Source organism: Massilia atriviolacea, assembly GCF_003953935.1.
GTDB lineage: Bacteria > Pseudomonadota > Gammaproteobacteria > Burkholderiales > Burkholderiaceae_D > Telluria_A > Telluria_A atriviolacea.
The window spans coordinates 38,298-55,459 of the sequence record NZ_RXLQ01000001.1 but is presented as its reverse complement, the minus strand read 5'-3'; the positions used below and the strand labels follow the sequence as shown (position 1 = coordinate 55,459).

General features: G+C 65.8%; 14 protein-coding genes. 7 read left to right on the top strand and 7 right to left on the bottom strand.

The features are described 5' to 3' along the window. Positions 1–91: 91 nt before the first annotated feature. The 5 genes from EJB06_RS00245 to EJB06_RS00225 all read right to left on the bottom strand — a co-directional run bounded on the left by EJB06_RS00245 (position 92) and on the right by EJB06_RS00225 (position 4,788). Positions 92–1,147 (bottom strand): c-type cytochrome, encoded by a 1,056-nt coding sequence (locus tag EJB06_RS00245; RefSeq protein WP_126071997.1) that lies wholly within the window; start codon positions 1,145–1,147, stop codon positions 92–94. Continuing rightward, positions 1,131–2,483: a sulfite dehydrogenase gene (gene soxC / locus EJB06_RS00240; protein ID WP_126071996.1), complete on the bottom strand. Its 1,353-nt coding sequence runs from the start codon at positions 2,481–2,483 to the stop codon at positions 1,131–1,133. The genes EJB06_RS00245 and soxC overlap by 17 nt, the downstream gene beginning before the upstream one ends. Before the next feature lie 126 nt (positions 2,484–2,609). Continuing rightward, on the bottom strand, positions 2,610–2,978 hold the full coding sequence (locus EJB06_RS00235; RefSeq protein WP_229426860.1) for an ArsR/SmtB family transcription factor: 369 nt from the start codon (positions 2,976–2,978) through the stop codon (positions 2,610–2,612). Between the two features lie 116 nt (positions 2,979–3,094). After that, complete coding sequence (locus EJB06_RS00230; RefSeq protein ID WP_126071995.1) at positions 3,095–3,976, bottom strand: LysR substrate-binding domain-containing protein; 882 nt, start codon at positions 3,974–3,976, stop codon at positions 3,095–3,097. A 239-nt stretch (positions 3,977–4,215) separates the two neighbouring features. Then, positions 4,216–4,788: a DUF302 domain-containing protein gene (locus EJB06_RS00225; protein ID WP_229426859.1), complete on the bottom strand. Its 573-nt coding sequence runs from the start codon at positions 4,786–4,788 to the stop codon at positions 4,216–4,218. 78 nt (positions 4,789–4,866) lie between these two features. Between EJB06_RS00225 and EJB06_RS00220 the strand changes: the two genes are divergently transcribed. The 7 genes from EJB06_RS00220 to EJB06_RS32355 all read left to right on the top strand — a co-directional run bounded on the left by EJB06_RS00220 (position 4,867) and on the right by EJB06_RS32355 (position 15,112). Further along, positions 4,867–7,242, top strand: a complete 2,376-nt coding sequence (locus EJB06_RS00220) for a DNA polymerase II (RefSeq protein ID WP_126071994.1) — start codon at positions 4,867–4,869, stop codon at positions 7,240–7,242. A 107-nt stretch (positions 7,243–7,349) separates the two neighbouring features. Further along, complete coding sequence (locus EJB06_RS00215; RefSeq protein WP_126071993.1) at positions 7,350–9,452, top strand: TonB-dependent receptor; 2,103 nt, start codon at positions 7,350–7,352, stop codon at positions 9,450–9,452. 200 nt (positions 9,453–9,652) lie between these two features. Beyond that, the gene (locus EJB06_RS00210) at positions 9,653–10,012 is read left to right on the top strand and encodes a hypothetical protein (RefSeq protein WP_126071992.1); all 360 of its coding nucleotides are present in this window, start codon (positions 9,653–9,655) and stop codon (positions 10,010–10,012) included. Positions 10,013–10,112: 100 nt separating this feature from the next. Beyond that, positions 10,113–10,574 carry a hypothetical protein gene (locus EJB06_RS00205; protein WP_126071991.1) on the top strand — a complete coding sequence of 154 codons (462 nt, stop codon included), beginning with the start codon at positions 10,113–10,115 and terminating at the stop codon, positions 10,572–10,574. A 297-nt stretch (positions 10,575–10,871) separates the two neighbouring features. Beyond that, positions 10,872–11,972 (top strand): HAF repeat-containing protein, encoded by a 1,101-nt coding sequence (locus tag EJB06_RS00200; RefSeq protein WP_126071990.1) that lies wholly within the window; start codon positions 10,872–10,874, stop codon positions 11,970–11,972. A gap of 101 nt (positions 11,973–12,073) precedes the next feature. Continuing rightward, positions 12,074–13,228, top strand: a complete 1,155-nt coding sequence (locus EJB06_RS00195) for a branched-chain amino acid ABC transporter substrate-binding protein (protein ID WP_126071989.1) — start codon at positions 12,074–12,076, stop codon at positions 13,226–13,228. 264 nt (positions 13,229–13,492) lie between these two features. Continuing rightward, positions 13,493–15,112, top strand: a complete 1,620-nt coding sequence (locus tag EJB06_RS32355; RefSeq protein WP_229426857.1) for a chitinase — start codon at positions 13,493–13,495, stop codon at positions 15,110–15,112. A gap of 43 nt (positions 15,113–15,155) precedes the next feature. On the opposite strand, the gene EJB06_RS00175 is transcribed toward EJB06_RS32355, so the two are convergent. Next, positions 15,156–16,244 carry an energy transducer TonB gene (locus EJB06_RS00175; RefSeq protein WP_126071988.1) on the bottom strand — a complete coding sequence of 363 codons (1,089 nt, stop codon included), beginning with the start codon at positions 16,242–16,244 and terminating at the stop codon, positions 15,156–15,158. Between the two features lie 117 nt (positions 16,245–16,361). After that, a complete protein-coding gene (locus EJB06_RS00170) occupies positions 16,362–17,156 on the bottom strand; it encodes a sulfite exporter TauE/SafE family protein (protein WP_126071987.1) in 795 nt (264 codons plus the stop codon). Positions 17,157–17,162 lie beyond the last annotated feature (6 nt).

The window sequence follows — 17,162 nt, the reverse complement described above, 5'->3', positions numbered from 1 at the left end:
CCATGATTGAAAATTGCCCCCGCCAGTTGACGGCGGGAATACTGCCTTAAACCAAGACTACCCGAGGCGGGTCGTCTCCTGCCATCGCTGTTCATTTGGGTGTTGCCAGAATCCACGCCACCATCCTTGCAATCTCGGCATCGTTAACGTGTCCGTGCGCCGGCATCGGCAGCGCGCCCCAGGTGCCCACGCTGCCCTCCCTGACCTTGCCCGCCAGCCTGGCCGCGGCCGTGCTGTCGCCCTGGTATTTTTCGCGTACCGCCTTGAAACTCGGGCCCATCACCTTGGTATCGATGGCGTGGCAGGCCATGCAGGCGTGCTGCTGGAGCAGCGCCAGGGTGGCCTTGTCGGGCGCGCCCGCAGCCGCCGGCGGCGACGGCGGCGCAGCCACGGCCGCACGCGTCGCCGGCGCCGGCTGCGTTGTATCGACGCCACGGGTGGCGCCGAAACCGCGTGTCTGCTGCGCCAGGTTGCCGTGCGCGTTGCGCGCCGCTTCCGGCAGCGACGAGCGCACCGTGGCCTCGACCGGGCAGTTCTTCATGCAGGCCACGCTCTTGACGTCGGGCTTGCCTTTGACCTCCCACAAGCCATGGCTGGTGACCATGCCGTTGCGGTTCGGCATGCGCTGCTGGGCTTGCGCCATGGTCTGGTCCGACAGCACGAAGTCGTCCGGCACCACCTCGCCCATGTTCAGCATGTAGGCCGTGACGGCGTACACCTCGTCGGTGGTGAGCGACTTGGGCGCGGTCCAGGGCATGGCGCGGTTGATGTAGTCCCACAGGGTGGACACGGTGGCCGCTTTCATCAAGGTGGTCTTTTGCGGCTGGCGGCCATTGACGAGCGAGGCCACCCTGCCCTTGGCCACGTCGTCGGCCGTGGTGCCGCCGATCAGCGGGGTAAACACTTCGTTCGACTCGCCGAAGGTGCCGTGGCAGGAGGCGCATTTGCCTTCCCACACCGCCTGCCCGGCCAGCACGCTGCCCGAGCCCTTGGGCAGGCCGGTGAAGTCGGGCCGCACATCGATATCCCAGGCGGCCACTTCCCGGGCGGTGGCGCTGCGCCCGGGCTTGCCGGCCGGGGCGGCGGCGAGGTTGGCGGCCAGCGCGGCAATGCCGAGCGCGAGCGCGGCTTTAGTAAACCTGGACATTCGACACCTCGCCCGATTGCGCAACCTGCCACGACTGGATTGCATTGTTGTGATAAATGGAGCGGGTGCCGCGCACCGCGCGCAGTTCGTTGATTTTCGGCTGTACGTAGCCGGTCTCGTCGATGGCGCGCGATTGCAGCACGGCCGGCGCACCGTTCCAGTCCCAATCGATATTGAAGCGGGTCAGGCATTTCGACAGCAGCGGCGTCTCCAGGCGCGCCGTGCGCCAGTTGCGTCCGCCGTCCACGGACACGTCGACCCGCTTGACCTTGCCGCGTCCGGACCAGGCCAGCCCGGTGATGTTGTAGTAGCCGGTATCGAGCAGGCGCTGGCCGGCCGACGGCGTGGTGATCACCGACTTGCATTCCTGGATCGAGGTGTACTGGCGGAAGGTTCCGTCCGGCAGCGCGTCGATGTAGTGCAGCGCCTCGTCCTTGGCGGCGTAGGGCTGGTCGCCCACTTCGATGCGGCGCAGCCATTTCACCCACGACACGCCCTGCACCCCGGGCACCACCAGCCGCAGGGGATAACCGTGTTCCGGACGCAGCATTTCGCCATTCATGGCCCAGGCCACGATCACGTCGTCGAGCGCGCGTTCGAGCGAGATCGTGCGCGTCATGGACGAGCCGTCGGCGCCTTCGGCCAGCACCACCCTGGCGCGGCGCTTGTCGTAGCCGCAGTCGTCGAGCAGCACCGACAGCGGCACGCCGGTAAATTCGCTGCAGCTGAGCATGCCGTGCGAGTACTGCACCGAGGGCACCGCCACATTGCCCCACTCCATCGCCGTGTTGGCGCCGCACTCGATGAAGTGCATGCGCGACACCGAGGGCATGCGCATCAGGTCGTCCATGGTGTAGACCTTGGGGTTTTTCACCAGGCCGTTGATCATGAACCGGTGCTTGGCCGGATCGATATCGTGCCAGCCCTGGTGGTGGCGCTCGAAATGCAGGCCGGACGGCGTGATGATGCCGAACAGCCCCTGCAAGGGGGTGAACGAGACCGAGGCCGCGCCCACCCGGGTCAGGCCGGGCGACTCGCGCCGCTGCAGGTTGGCTTCGTACTGCGAGGGCTGGCCGTAGGGATGGGTGACAACCGGCTTGCCCAGGGTGCGCGAATGCTCGGGCAAAGTCAGGATGTTCGGGTCGCCGGCGCCGCCGTCCTGGGCCAGCGCGCTGCCGGCGGTCATGGCGGCCCCGGCGGCGAGGAAACTGCGCCGCAAGAAGCCGCGCCGGGCGCCGTCGATGCCGGCGCGGTTGATGTCCTCGATCAGCGCGCTGTCGAGGAAGTGTTCGGGGGCGGCCTGCACACGGCCGCGCTTGCGTATCGGAGTCGTCATTGCCACTGCCTCTCGCTTGCCTGTTGAACGTCGCCGCTGGCGGCTACCGTTGTTACTTATATGACCATATACGCATATAACCATGCGCGCATATGCTATGTTCGACATCGCCGCCGTGCCGCGTCCTCAGGCCTGCGCGCCCATGAATCCCTGGATCGCGCCCTGCTCCATGCGGCGGCTGTTCTTGACCTTTTCCGCCATCTGCGAACAGACGGTGCGGCACAGGGCGATGGTGTTCTGGTCTTCGATGCGGTAGTACACCTGCGCGCCCTCCTTGCGGCGCCCGAGGATGCGGGCGCGGTACAGCATGTTCAGCTGGCGCGACACATTCGCCTGGGTGGCCCCGATGTCGCCGACGATGGCCCCCACCGTGCGCTCGCCATGGCACAGCGCGTGCAGGATCTTCAGCCGGGTCGGCTCGGACAGGAGCGCGAAATAGTTCGATACTTCTTCGAACACTTCGCTCATCTGTTCGCTGTCGAGGTCTTGATCCATGCTTTATTTCAGGTTTAAAGAAATGCCGATATACGCATGAAACCAAATCCGCACGGATTGCACAAGCGCTTTCGATGTTGCGATGCGGAAAACAACACACGGGTGCGCGAGCCGGTTCAGGGCGTGCCCTCGAGCATTTGCTGTACCAGCAGGTGGGCGTGCGGGGTCAGTGCCGAGAAGTCGCGTGCGCACAGGTAGAGCTGGCGCCTGGCCCAGGCTTCTTCCAGCGGCACGATGGCCAGGTCGCGGCGCAAGGTCCTGGCCAGCACCTCGGACAGGATCGACACGCCGACGCCTGCCTCCACGTGCATGGCGATATGCTCGGGGTTGCGCAATTCGATGCGGTAGTCGAGCTGGCGTCCCAGGCGCGCCGCGCGTTCGGCCAGGTGGATGGTCAGCGCCGTATCGGCCATGCCCACGATCGGCTCGGCGAACAGCTCGGCAAAGGCCACGCTGGTGTGCCCGGCCAGGCGATGCGAACGGCTGGCAATGACGACCAGCTGGTCGCTGGCGATAAGATGCGTCTGCAGCGGGCCGAAATCGGTCACGTCCGACAGGATGCCCAGATCGGCGCGCCGGTCCACCAGCGCCTGCACGCTTTCCAGGCTGGGCCGCTCTTCCAGGTCGATCGACAGGTCGGGATGGGCCGCCAGGAAGCGGCACAGCCGGGGCGGCAGAAAGGCCGCCATCGCCGCCGTGTTCGACAGCAGCCTGATGCGGCCTTTCAGGCCTGTCGCGTAGGTGCGCAGTTCGCCGCGCATCTGTTCGACCTGATCCACGATCGAGCGTCCGTGCCGGACCAAGGCTTCGCCCGCGGCGGTGGGACGCACCCCGCGCCGGTTGCGTTCGAGCAGCGCCGCGCCGAGCGCCGCCTCCATCCCGGCGATCCGTTCGCTGACCGACGCCAGCGCCAGGTGCATGCTGCGCGCACCCTGGGTCAGGCTGCCGCATTCGACGACGCTCAGGAAGACGCGGATATCGGTCAGGTCGAAGCGCATGGTTTGTCTCGTGCTTTCGGAAAATCCGAAGTGTAGCACCGGAATTCCCAGATTGCGCGATGGCGGCCGGCGCACTAAGATCGTTTGCATGGGCCGCTCACTGTCGCGCCGCTCAACCGAGGAGAACATCATGCTTGACGCCCTGCTGCAAACGATCGGAACGCTGGCGGTCCTGGCAAGTATCGCGGCAAAATTCCTGTATTACCGCCGCGCCGGCAAGCGCGCCGGGACCGGACGGCTCAGAATTCGCCGCGCGCACCGCGTTCCAGCATCTTCCGGATGGCGTCGCGCACGCGCATCACGCGCGGCCTGAGTTCGGGCGGCAGCTTGCGGCCCATGCTCGTGAGCATGTCCATGTTCATGGTGTAGATCCACAGTCCGTCGTCCTTTTCCAGCACGGTGATGCGGCACGGCAGAAAGGCCGCCATGTGCGGGCTGAAGTCGACCATCGCGCGCGCGGTCTCGGGGTCGCAGTACGAATACACCTTGAGGAATTTCTGCGGCTGGCCGGAACGCGCCTGCAACTCGGCCGACAGGGGCAGGCTGCCGACCATCTTCAGGTTTTCTTCGGCCGCCACGCTGGCAAAGGCGTCTTCGATCTCGGCCACGGTGACGCCGGCGTCGACCTTGCGCTCCCAGGTGACGGCGACCGCGATGTCGCCGCCGGAGTCGGCCCAGCGCCCCCACACATGGGCCAATTCGGCGCCGGCGCCGTCTTCCGCCCGGGCGGCGGCATTGAAGGTGCCGCAGGCGGACAGCAGCAGCGGCGCGGCGGCCGCCAGCAGGCGCAGGGACGGGAAAGTCATGGTCATCGTATCGCTTGGCATGGGCTGTGCGGGTGGTCGGTAGCGGGCCATGATAATGCGGATCGGCGCGCGATGGCTTAGAATATGCGCGCCATCCGTCCAGCGCTTCCGAGGTCCACATTGAATCAACCGCAGCAAGGGTTCCTCCTGACCCGCCACTGGCGCGATACGCCCGCCGGCACCGAGGTCGACTTCTGGCTGGCCACCGACGATGGACCGCGCCATATCCGCCATAGCGGCCAGCAATCGGTCGCCTTCATTCCCGAGCAATGGCGCACCCAGGTCGAGGCGCTGCTGCAGGGCGAACGCGGCTGCGAATTGCGCGCGCTCGACCTGCGCGACTTCCGCCAGCGGCCCGTGTTCGGCCTGTACTGCCATCAGTACCGCCAGCTGACCCGCCAGTCCAAGCGCCTGCGCGAATACGGCATCGACGTCTACGAGGCCGATATCCGCCCGCCCGAGCGCTACCTGATGGAGCGCTTCATCACGGCGCCGGTGCTGTTCCACGAGGCGCCGGACAGTCCCCTGAAGCCCGATGCGGCCTACCGCCCGCGCCTGAAACTGGTCTCGCTCGACATCGAAACCACGTCGCGCGGCGAGCTGTACTCGATCGCGCTGGAAGGCTGCGGCCAGCGCCAGGTGTACATGCTCGGCCCGCCCAACGGCTGCGCCGCCGCGCTCGACTTCGCGCTCGACTACTGCGACAGCCACGCGCAGATGCTCGAACGCCTGAACGCATGGCTGGCGACCCACGATCCGGACGCCATCATCGGCTGGAACGTGGTGCAGTTCGACCTGCGCGTGCTGCAGCAGCACGCCGAGCGCTGCCAGGTGCCGCTGCGCCTGGGGCGCGACGGCAGCCCGATGGAGTGGCGCGAACACGGCTCGCAGCAGCACTTCTTCGCCGGCGCGGCCGGACGCCTGATCATCGACGGCATCGACGCGCTCAAGTCGGCGACCTGGCAATTCTCGTCCTTCAGCCTGGAGAACGTGGCGCGCACCCTGCTCGGCGAAGGCAAGGCGATCGACAATCCCTACCAGCGCATGGCCGAAATCGAACGCCGCTTCAAGGAAGACAAGCCGGCGCTGGCGCACTACAACCTGAAGGACTGCGAACTGGTCACGCGCATTTTCGACAAGACCGACCTGCTGGCCTTTTTGCTCGAACGGGCCAGCGTGACCGGACTGGCGGCCGACCGCAGCGGCGGCTCGGTGGCCGCCTTCGAACACCTGTACCTGCCGCGCATGCACCGCCAGGGTTACGTGGCGCCCAACCTGGGCGATATCGCGGGCGAAAACAGCCCTGGCGGCTACGTCATGGATTCGCGTTCGGGCCTGTACGATTCGGTGCTGGTGCTCGACTACAAAAGCCTGTACCCCTCGATCATCCGCACCTTCCTGATCGATCCGGTCGGCCTGATCGAAGGCTTGCAGGACGAAAGCGGCGCCACCGTGCAGGGCTTTCGCGGCGCGCGCTTCTCGCGCGAGAAGCACTGCCTGCCCGCCATCGTCAGCCAGATCGCCGCCGGCCGCGAGGCGGCCAAGCGCGAACGCAACCAGCCGCTCTCGCAGGCGCTCAAGATCATCATGAACGCCTTCTACGGCGTGCTCGGATCGAGCGGCTGCCGCTTCTTCGATCCGCGCCTGGCGTCCTCGATCACCCTGCGCGGGCAGGAGATCATGCACCGCACGCGCGAGCTGATCGAGGAACGCGGCTACCGGGTGATCTACGGCGACACCGATTCGACGTTTGTGTGGCTGGGCGACGCGCACGACGACGCCCCGGCCGGCGAGATCGGGCGTGCACTGGTGGCCCATGTCAACGCCTGGTGGGCGCAGCACCTGCGCGGGCAATTCGGCCTTGAAAGCGCGCTCGAACTCCAGTACGAAACCCACTACCGGCGCTTCCTGATGCCCACCATCCGCAATTCGGAAGAAGGCAGCAAGAAGCGCTACGCGGGCCTGATCGGCCAGGCCGGCGGCGGCGAAGAGATGGTCTTCAAGGGCCTGGAAACGGTGCGCAGCGACTGGACCCCGCTGGCGCAGCAGTTCCAGCAGGCGCTGTACCTGCGCATCTTCAAGCGCGAGCCGTACCGCGACTATGTGCGCGAGTATGTCGCCAGCACCCTGCGCGGCGACTTCGACGCGCTGCTGGTGTACCGCAAGCGCATCCGCCGCCCGCTCGCCGAGTACCAGGGCATCGCTCCGCCGCCGGTGCGCGCCGCGCGCCTGGCCGACGATTTCAACCGCCAGCACGGCCGCCCGCTGCAATACCAGCGCGGCGGCTGGATCCGCTACGTGATGACCCTGGCCGGCCCGGAGCCGCTGGAAACGCAGCGCTCGCGCATCGACTACGAACACTACGTCACGCGCCAGCTGCTACCGATCGCGGACGCCATCCTGCCCTTCCTGGGCGACGATTTTGCCAGCCTGACAAGCTTGCAGCAGACCCTGTTCTGACTCCGATCCATGCGCATCACATAAATTTGCCATATTTACGCAGCTCAGCAATAATATGAATGGGAATCATTATCATTCGTAGTAAAGCACAAGAACAAGGACGTCACATGGCACTGCAACCGAAACGGCTGGCCGTCATCATCGCGCTGGCACTCCCCTACCTGTCCAGCCCTGCCCTCGCGCAGAACCAGACCGAACTGAAAGAAATCACCGTCACCGCCACCCGCGACCAGGACGCCGGCTACAACCCGGCCAGCGCCACCAGCGCCACCAAGATCGACGCGCCGCTGCGCGACATTCCGCAGACCGTCAACGTGGTGCCGCTGTCGGTGCTGCGCGACCAGGGCGCGCGTTCGCTGCAGGACGTGCTCAAGGCGGTGCCGGGCATCGGCCTGTCGCACGGCGACGGCCAGCGCGACCAGGTGACCATCCGCGGCTTCACGGCGATCGCCGACCAGTTCGTCGACGGCATGCGCGACGACGCGCTGTACTTCCGCGACCTGTCCAACATCGAACAGGTGGAAATCATCAAGGGACCGGCGTCGGTGCTGTACGGGCGCGGCTCGTCCGGCGGCCTGATCAACCGGATCAGCAAGAAGCCCGGCATCAACAAGAGCGAAGTGAGCCTGCAGGCCGGCAGCTGGAACCAGCGCCGCGCCGAGATCGACGTGGCCCGCGCCGGCGGCGCCAGCCCGGTGGCGGTGCGCGTGACCGGCGCCATCGAACGCGCCGACAGCTATCGCGACCAGCAATTCCTCGACCGCGAAGCGTTTGCGCCGTCGGTCTCGCTCAAGATCGGCGATGCCACCAAGTTGCTGTTGCAGGCCGAATACCTGAACGACAAGCGCGTGACCGATTTTGGCGTGCCCGCGTATCGCGGCAAGCCGGTCGACGTGGCCCCGGGCACCTACTACGGCGCGGCCAACGCCAAGCAGAACGATTATTCCGAGGCGGAAGTGAAAGCGGTCGGCTTCACCCTGGACCACCGTTTCAACGATGCGTGGACCTTGCGCAATGCCTTCCGCCATTACAACTACACGCTCGACCGGAACAACACCCTGGCCGGATCGGTCGACGAGAAGGCGCTGACAGCCTCGCTCAACCGCAGCAATGTGTTGCGCGACGAGAGCGGCTACTTCAACCAGACCGAGCTCAAGCAGATCCTCACGCTGGGCGGCATGCGCCACCAGGTGCTGTACGGCGTGGAAATCGGCAGGCAGGAGAAGGACCAGCTGTTCCGCAGCCAGAACAATATCGCGAAGGTGAATCTGTTCAATCCGGTCGCGCCGGTGCTGCCGTTCACGGTCACCGCCGCGCCGTCGACCGACAACCTGGGCGTGATGACCGTGGCCAGCGCGTATGTGCAGGACATGGCGAGCATCTCGGCGCAGTGGAAAGCGCTGGCCGGGGTGCGTTTCGACCGCTTCGAGCAGGAAACCCGCGAACGCCGCGCAGGGCAGTCGAACCTGTCGCGCGTGGACCGCGCCTGGAGTCCGCGCGCCGGCCTGGTGTACCAGCCGGGCGAGACGCAATCGTACTTCGCCTCGTTCAGCAAGTCGTTCCAGCCGTCGGGCGAATCGTTCGCGCTGGCCGCCAACAATGCCCAGATCGCGCCGGAAGAAACCACCAACAAGGAAGTCGGCGCCAAGTTCGACCTGTTCGACGGCAACGCCACCGCCTCGGTGTCGCTGTTCCGCCTGGAACGCACCAACATCAAGGCCACCGACCCGGCCACCAACCGCCTGATTCCCATCGGCACCCAGCGCAGCGATGGCATCGAGCTGACCTTCGCCGGCAAGCTGGGCGACGGCTGGCAGCTGTGGTCGGGCTATGCCTATCTCGATGCGCGGGCGACGTCGTCGGTGGCGATCGATGCCGGCCAGCCGGTCCAGGGCAAGCGCCCGACGCTCACCCCGGTGCACAGCGCCAACGTGTGGCTGACCAAGTCGCTCGGCAACGGTTTCGGCGTGGGCGCCGGCGCGAACGCGGTGGGCCAGCGCTTTGCCAATCCGGGCAATACGGTGGCGCTGCCCGGTTACGCCACGCTCGACGCCATGGCCTACTACCGGCAGGGCAAGATCGATATCCAGGTCAATGCCATGAACCTGGCCGACCGCCAGTACACGGTGGCGGGACATGGCAGCAACGGCAACCTGAACCTGCCGGGCGCGCCGCGCTCGGTGCAGGTGACGGCGCGCTACAACTTCTGATTGACCAGGAGCATGCACGGCGCTTTGCCGTGCAGGTCGACCGACAACCCGCCGCGTGCGGGTTTTTTTGTTCCGGATCATGGAAAACTGCCGGCCCAGCGGAACTTGGGGCCGTCGATGGCGTCTTACCATGGCGAGCAAAACTGCCCATGGGCGTGCCACTGTCGGCGACCTGCGAATCCAGAGGAAGGATAACGAACATGAGTGACGAACGAGAGAATAGTCATGCAAGCATGGAATCCCGTGTCGCGCGACTGGAAGCTGACGTCGCGGCCATCAAGATCGATGTCGCGGTGATCAAGGCCAATGGCGCGACCAAGGCTGATGTTGCCGAGTTGCGCTCCGAAATGGGTACCGGGTTCGTCGCGATTCGTGCCGACATGGAGGCCGGGTTCGCCGCGATTCGCTCCGAGTTTGCTGCGCAATATTCCGACCAGCGCGCCGATATGCGCAGCGATATTTCGGAAGCGAAGTCGGCCATCATTCTCTGGACGACAGGGGTCGTTTTTATCGGCCATCTGCTGCCGGAGGCTATTCGTTTTCTGGCGCATTATCTCTGATGGTTGTCCTTGCCGCCTTCAGTCTGGCGCAGTCGGTCGATACAAGCGGGGCCGTGTAACATGAACAGGCCTGGCCTCCCTCAACTACAGTGGAAGCGCAATGGACACGAGCGACGAACAGAATGGTCATCGAAACCTGGAATCCCGAGTCGCACGACTGGAAGCTGACGTCGCGGCCATCAAGATCGATGTCGGCGTCATCAAGGCCAATGGCGCGACCAAGGCTGATCTTGTCGCGCTGCGTTTCGAACTGTCGGCGCAAATCGTCGAAGCACAGACCGAACTGTCGGCCCAGATCAGCCAAGGACAGGCCAGGCTGTCGGCACAGGTCGTCCAAGTTCACGCCGATCTGTCGGCACAGGTCGTCCAAGTTCACGCCGATCTGTCGGCACAGGTCGTCCAAGGTCAGGCCGATCTGTCGGCGCAGGTCGAGAGGCAGCGTTCCGACCTGGTCAAGGCTGTTACTGACGGCAGACTGGCAACTGTCCTATGGTTCACAGGCGTGGTCGTCTTTGCTCAATTCCTTCCTGCAATCGCACAATTTGTCAAAGAAGTCTTCTGACGATGTAGTGGGGTATACGCCGCAGCGGCCGACCTAACACCGATGCGTGACGTCCAAGTACCGCAAGCAGAACCGCTCAGGGACAGCAATCGCCCTGGATTCTGGCCTTGATGATCCGGTCGCACGCCATCTATCCAGTCGTCCACGGGTGCACTTAGATTCGCCGGAATCCAAGCGCAATAAATTTGCCACAGACTAGCAAAAAAATATCCTGCGACGCGCAATGATGGCGTATATTTACCGTTGGCCGTTTTACAACGAACAACGAGTTGCCCATCACCGACAAAGGAACCTCGCATGCGCCCTGCCCTCCCTGCCTGCCTCGCCGTTCTCATTATGCTGGGAGGCGAGGCCGCCGCCCGCCCTCGGCCGCTCGGTATCGCCGCCCCTCCCGGCGAATCCACCATCGCCTACGACATGAACGCCAGCGGCCAGGTCGCCGCCGTGCTGGAAGATGGCGACGGCAACACGCGCGGGGTGTTGTTCGAGAAAGGCAAGATCACCGATCTCGGCACGCGCGAGGGCAAGCATAGCGACGCGCGCGCGATCAACGACCGGGGCCAGATCATCGGTTCGGTACGCAACAAGGATGGAAGCTGGAACGCCTTCCTGTTCCACCGCGACACCGGCATGCGCACGATCGGCACCCTGGGCGGTCCCAGCAGTTACGGCATGGCGCTGAACCAGGATGGCGTGGCGGTCGGCTTTGCCGACATCCCCGGCGGCGACTGGCACGCTTTCATCGACGATGGCAGCGGACAGCTGCGCGATCTCGGCACGCTGGGCGGCAATGTCAGCTACGCCAGCGGCGTCAACAAGCACCGCCACGTGGTCGGCACCGCCGCCAACGAACAGGGCTTGCGCCACGCCTTCCTCTACACGCCCGAGAACGGCATGGTCGACCTCGGCACCCTGGGCGGTCGCCAGAGCGCCGCCCTGGCCATCAACGATGCCGGCGTCGTGGCCGGCGCGTCCGAGACGCAGGACCTGCGCTGGCGCGCCTTTGTGCACGACGGCAAGCGCATGGTCGACCTGGGCGCCCTGATCGGCAATTACAACAGCTTCGCCACCGACATCAACAACGCCGGCCACGTGGTGGGCACCGTGCTGGTGGGCACCGAACGCATGTCCTTCGTCTGGCGCGACAACAAGATGACCTTGCACCGTGGCGGCCAGGGCCTGCACCTGACCAATGCCATCAACGACCGCGAGCTGGTGATCGGCGCCACCTACGACCGCAGCATGACCGCCGCCACCATGACCTCGAACGCCGCTCCCGTCGTCACGCGCGGCGGCAGCGAACTGCTGACCCTGATCGGCGCCGTGCTGGGCATGGCCGGCCTGGGCGTGCTGGTCCACCTGCGCCGCCAGCGCGCCGAGCCCGAAAGCCTTGCCTGAACCGGCCGCGCGTCGTGGAAATCCACAGGCGCGCGCGCCATTCCTGCATGGTATGCTTCCCGATCGGCGGCGTTCTGGCCGCGTCAACAATAAAGGAAGTTATGCAGTTCAGTTCAAGATTGGTTCTCCGGGCAGCCGTGCTGGCGTCCTTGTCGGGCGGCGCAGCGCAGGCGCAAGATGTCATCCGGATCGGTCACGTGGCGGCCACGTCCGGGGCCATCGCCCATCTCGGCAAGGACAACGAGAACGGCGCGCGCATGGCGGTCGATGAGTTGAACGCCAAGGGCGTGACGATCGGCGGCAAGCGCTACCGCGTGGAGATGCTGGCCGAAGACGACGCCAGCGACCCCAAGCAAGGCACCGCCGTGGCCCAGAAACTGGTCGACGCCAAGGTGCGCGGCGTGATCGGGCACCAGAACTCGGGCACCACCATTCCCGCCTCGAAAATTTACTACGACGCCGGCATTCCGCAAATTTCGCCGGCCGCCAGCAATCCCAAGTACACGCGCCAGGGTTTCAATACGGCGTTCCGGAATATCGCCAACGACGAGCAGCTCGGCGCCGCCCTCGCCCGCTACGCGGTGCAGGATATGAAGGCCAGACAGATCGCCGTGATCGACGACCGTACCGCCTACGGCAAGGGCCTGGCGGACGAGTTCGTCAAGAACGTCAAGAAATCCGGTGCCGCCAGCGGCGCCCGCATCGTTGCGCAGCAATTTACCACCGATAAGGCCACCGATTTCAACGCGATCCTGACGTCGATCAAGTCGGCCAAGCCCGACCTCGTGTTCTTCGGCGGCATGGACGCGGTGGCCGGCCCGATGCTGCGCCAGATGAAGCAGCTCGGCATCCCGGTGCGCTTCATGGGCGGCGACGGCATGTGTTCCGATTCGGTGCCCCGGCTGGCGGGCGACGGCATGGCCGATGGCCAGGTCATCTGCGCCGAAGCGGGCGGCGTCGAGCCGCAGCAGCAAAAAGGCCTGGACGATTTCCGCGCGGCCTACCGCCGCCGCTTCGGCATCGATGTCATGACCTATGCGCCGTATACCTACGACGCCATGCTGGCCATGGTGGCGGCCATGCAACAGGCGGGCTCGCCCGATCCGGCCGTGTACCTGCCGGTGCTGGCCAAGATCAGCTACAAGGGCGTGACCGGCACCATCGCCTTCGATGCGCGGGGCGACGTCAAGGACGGCAAACTGACCTTGTACACCTTCAAGGGCGGCAAGCGCCAGCGGGTCGCCGTCATCAAGTAAGGCCAAGTCCCTCCAGCAATCCCGATGACAGGCCGACAGCGCCTGTCATCGGCGCATCCCTATTCCCTCCGTCGTTTCCCCAGCCATGTATCCACGTCGGCGTTTCAATGACGCCTGGAATCGACCGTTTCCGCAGGTAATAAGTTGGTATTAATAATTTTTAATTTGGTATGCATACCTCTGAACATTGGTGTTATATTGGTATTCGCTTATTGCATATAAAGCATCTTTGGGTCGTCCACCATCTCGACAAGGAGTTCCAAATTGAACAAAACAATCATCCATAGCCTTATCGTTGGCTTGCTGGGCGGCTCGCTCGCCGCTTGCGGCGGCTCGGGCGAGAATCAGTCCACCGGCACCCAATCGTCCCAGAGCAAGATGCTCGCGGCAACGTCGGTCTGCTTCGCCGAGTGGAATGCCGCAACGGTGTACGAGGGAGGCAAGTCCGCCAGCGTCGCCGGCCAGAATTACACGGCGGCTTACTGGACCCAGGGAGCCGATCCGGCGTCGAACAACGGCGCTGCCGGAAGCGGCAAACCGTGGACCGCGAGCGGCTCGTGCGGCACCGCTCCGACGCCGACGCCGACACCAACGCCGACGCCAACGCCGACGCCGACACCAACCCCGACACCGACTCCACCCCCCACGCCAACGCCGACCCCGACACCTGTACCCAACCCGGCCGCCTGCGCCTTGTGGGCCGAAGGCAGCACCTACAGCGCCGGCCAGGTCGTCAGCTACCTCGGCGTGTCGTACCAGGCGCTGGTGACCCACACGGCGTACGTCGGCACCAACTGGAATCCGAAGGATTCGCCGACGCTGTGGAAGGCGGCCGGCAGCTGCGCGACACCGACGCCGACCCCAACGCCGACGCCAACGCCGACTCCAACGCCGACTCCAACGCCGACGCCGACGCCAACCCCGACACCAACCCCGACCGGCCTGGCCAGGCACGCACTGGTCGGCTACTGGCACAATTTCGCCAACCCGAGCGGCAATACCTTCCCCATCAGCCAGGTCAGCAACGATTGGGATGTGATCGTGGTGTCCTTCGCCGATAACGCCGGCGGCGGCAATGTCAGCTTCACGGTCGACCCGAGCGCCGGCAGCGAAGCGCAGTTCATCGCCGATATCAGGGCCAAGCAAGCCCAGGGCAAGAAAGTCATCCTCTCGCTGGGCGGGCAGAACGGTTCGGTCTCGGTCGGCTCGACCGCCGAAGCGACCAACTTCACCAATTCCCTGCACGCGATCATCGTCAAGTACGGTTTCGACGGGATCGACATCGACCTCGAAAACGGCGTGTCCCAGGGCGCGGCGATCCAGACCTACCTGCCGATCGCGGTCAAGAACCTCAAGGCCAAGGTCGGCGCGAACTTCTACCTGTCGATGGCGCCGGAATGGGTGTATGTGGAAGGCGGCTATACCAGCTACGGCTCGATCTGGGGCGCGTACATCCCCATCATCAACGCCTTGCGCAATGAATTGACGGTGCTGCATCCGCAGTATTACAACAACGGCGACATCTACACGCCATACGCGACCGGCCCGATCAAGGCCGGCTCGACCGACCAGCTGGTGGCCACGGCAAGGATGCTGATCGAGGGATTTACTTACGGCAATAATACCTTCGCCGGCCTGCGGCCGGACCAGGTGGGCTTCGGCGTGCCGTCCGGCCGCAGTTCGGCCGGGTCGGGCTTTACCACGACGACCGATGTCAACAACGCGCTCAACTGCCTGACCCGCCTGCTCAACTGCGGCACCATCAAGCCGCTCAAGGCTTACCCGGATTTCCGGGGCGTGATGACCTGGTCGATCAACTGGGACCGCTACGACGGCTATAACTTCTCGGCGCCCGTCAAGGCGACCCTGAAAACGCTGCCGTAAGCGGCTGGCTGAAGGGGCTCGCAGACGGCCCCTTCAGCCGATCTCAGTTCGCCGGTGCCGGCGGCTGCTGGACCACGACCTCGCGTTCCTCGATCAATTTGCGCTTGAGGGAAGCCTTGACCTTCTCGTAGCCGGCCGTCGCCACCGGGCGCGTGTCTTCGATGTCGATCACATGCCAGCGGCCGCTCTTCGCGCGCACCGGCTCCTGCAGCAAGCCGGGCTCGCCCTGCCCTTCGATGGCTTCCGCAACATCCTTTTCCATGTCCGCCACGCGCATCCAGCCGACCTGCCCTGCCCGCTTGATCACCTCGGGCAGTTTGGTGCGCTTGCGGATGAAGTCGGTAAATTTGGCGCCGCCGTTGAGCTCCTCGATGGCGCGCACCGCTTCGGTCTGGGTGGTGAAATCGAGCTGCGCCAGCTTGTAGTCCTTGGGGCCCAGCTTGGGGTCGGTCTGCTGCGCGTACAGCGCGCGCAGCTTGTCGTCGCTCACGGCGGCGCTGTCGAAGACCAGCGGCACCAGCAGCGCGCCCTGCACCGCCGCGCCGCCCAAGGTGGCGCGCCCGAAGCGGCACTGCGCCACCATGTCGAGCGCCTGCTGGTCCGCCAGCGGTTCGCCGCTCGACTGCTCGATTTTCGGCGCGACCGCAGCGCCGTCGGCGCCCACCAGCACGCGCACGGTCAGGTTGGGCGGCAGGCCGTCCAGCTCCGGAAACCGGATCAGTTTATTCCTGCGCGAGCACGCCTCGGCCACCAGGCGGGCCGGGGTGTAGGCGGCGGTTTCGGCCGGCAGTTTCCACGGCACGGTGAGCACCCATGGCGTGCCGTCCGGACTGGCGGTGGGCACCTTGCAGGTGGCCGCCAGCGCCACCGAAGCGCTGTCGAGCACGCCATAGCCGCTCTCGCCGACCACGCCGGCCACGCGCACTTTCTTGCCCGGAACCAGCTGGACCCGGCTCACGCCTTCCATCCGGTAGCGCAAGGCTTCGGCCGGATAGGCCTGGGCCGCGCAGGCGGACAAGGGCAGATCGGCGGCCGCTGCGATGGTGGGCGCCACCGTCAGCGCCAGCAACATGGCGGCGCGGCCGGACAGGAGGGGGATGTTGCGGGCGCAAGCGCTCAGCGTTCGATGCATGGTCAGACCTCGGTGAGAATATAGCCGGAAATTTCCGGCTTGAAACTCTAGCGCAAAGCCCGGCGCCCCTCAAGATATTTTTATGACAACGACAAGGATCGTGCAAAAATAACCACACTAGGCTGCGGCGCGCACCAGCATGGCCAGCGCCACCAGCGCCGACAGCAAGGCGAAACCCTGCTGCAGGCGTGCGGCCGGCAGGCGCGCCGCGACCAGCCGCCCGGCGCCCATGCCGGCCAGGGCACCGAGCGCGAACGGCATGGCGACAGCCCATTGCAGGTGCCCGCTGGCGGCGCTGGCGGCCACGCCCGACATCGACACAAGCGCGATCACCGCGAGCGAGGTCGCCAGCACCGATTGCGTGCCGAGGTCGGTAAAGCGCTGCAAGGCCGGCACCATCACGAAGCCGCCGCCCACGCCCAGCAGGCCGGACAGCCCGCCCGCCAGCAGGCCGGAGCAGCACAGCGCCCGCGCGCACGGCGCCGTCCAATTCAGTTTGCCGCGCGCGAGGTCGAGCCGGCACGGCGGCGGCTTGCGGCGCGCCGGCGCAAGGCAGGCGCCCCGCACCGCGCGCTGCCAGGCGCGCAGGGCGACGTACAGCAGCACGATGGCGAAGATCGCTGTCAACGGCCGGTTCGGCATGCGCTGCGCCAGCCACAGGCCCAGCGGCGAGCACAGCACCCCGGCCCCGGCCACCAGCAGCGCCGCCTTGTAGCGCACGGTGCCGCTGCGCAGTCCCATGGCCGCGCCGAGGCTGGCCGCCAGTCCCACCGCCAGCAAGCCGATCGGTCCTGCCTCGGCCATCGACAGGCCGGCGCCGAACACCAGCAAGGGCACCGCCAGGATGCCGCCGCCGGCGCCGGTCAGCGCCAGCACGATCCCGACCGCAAAACCGAGCAGTGCGACCATCATCGGGCC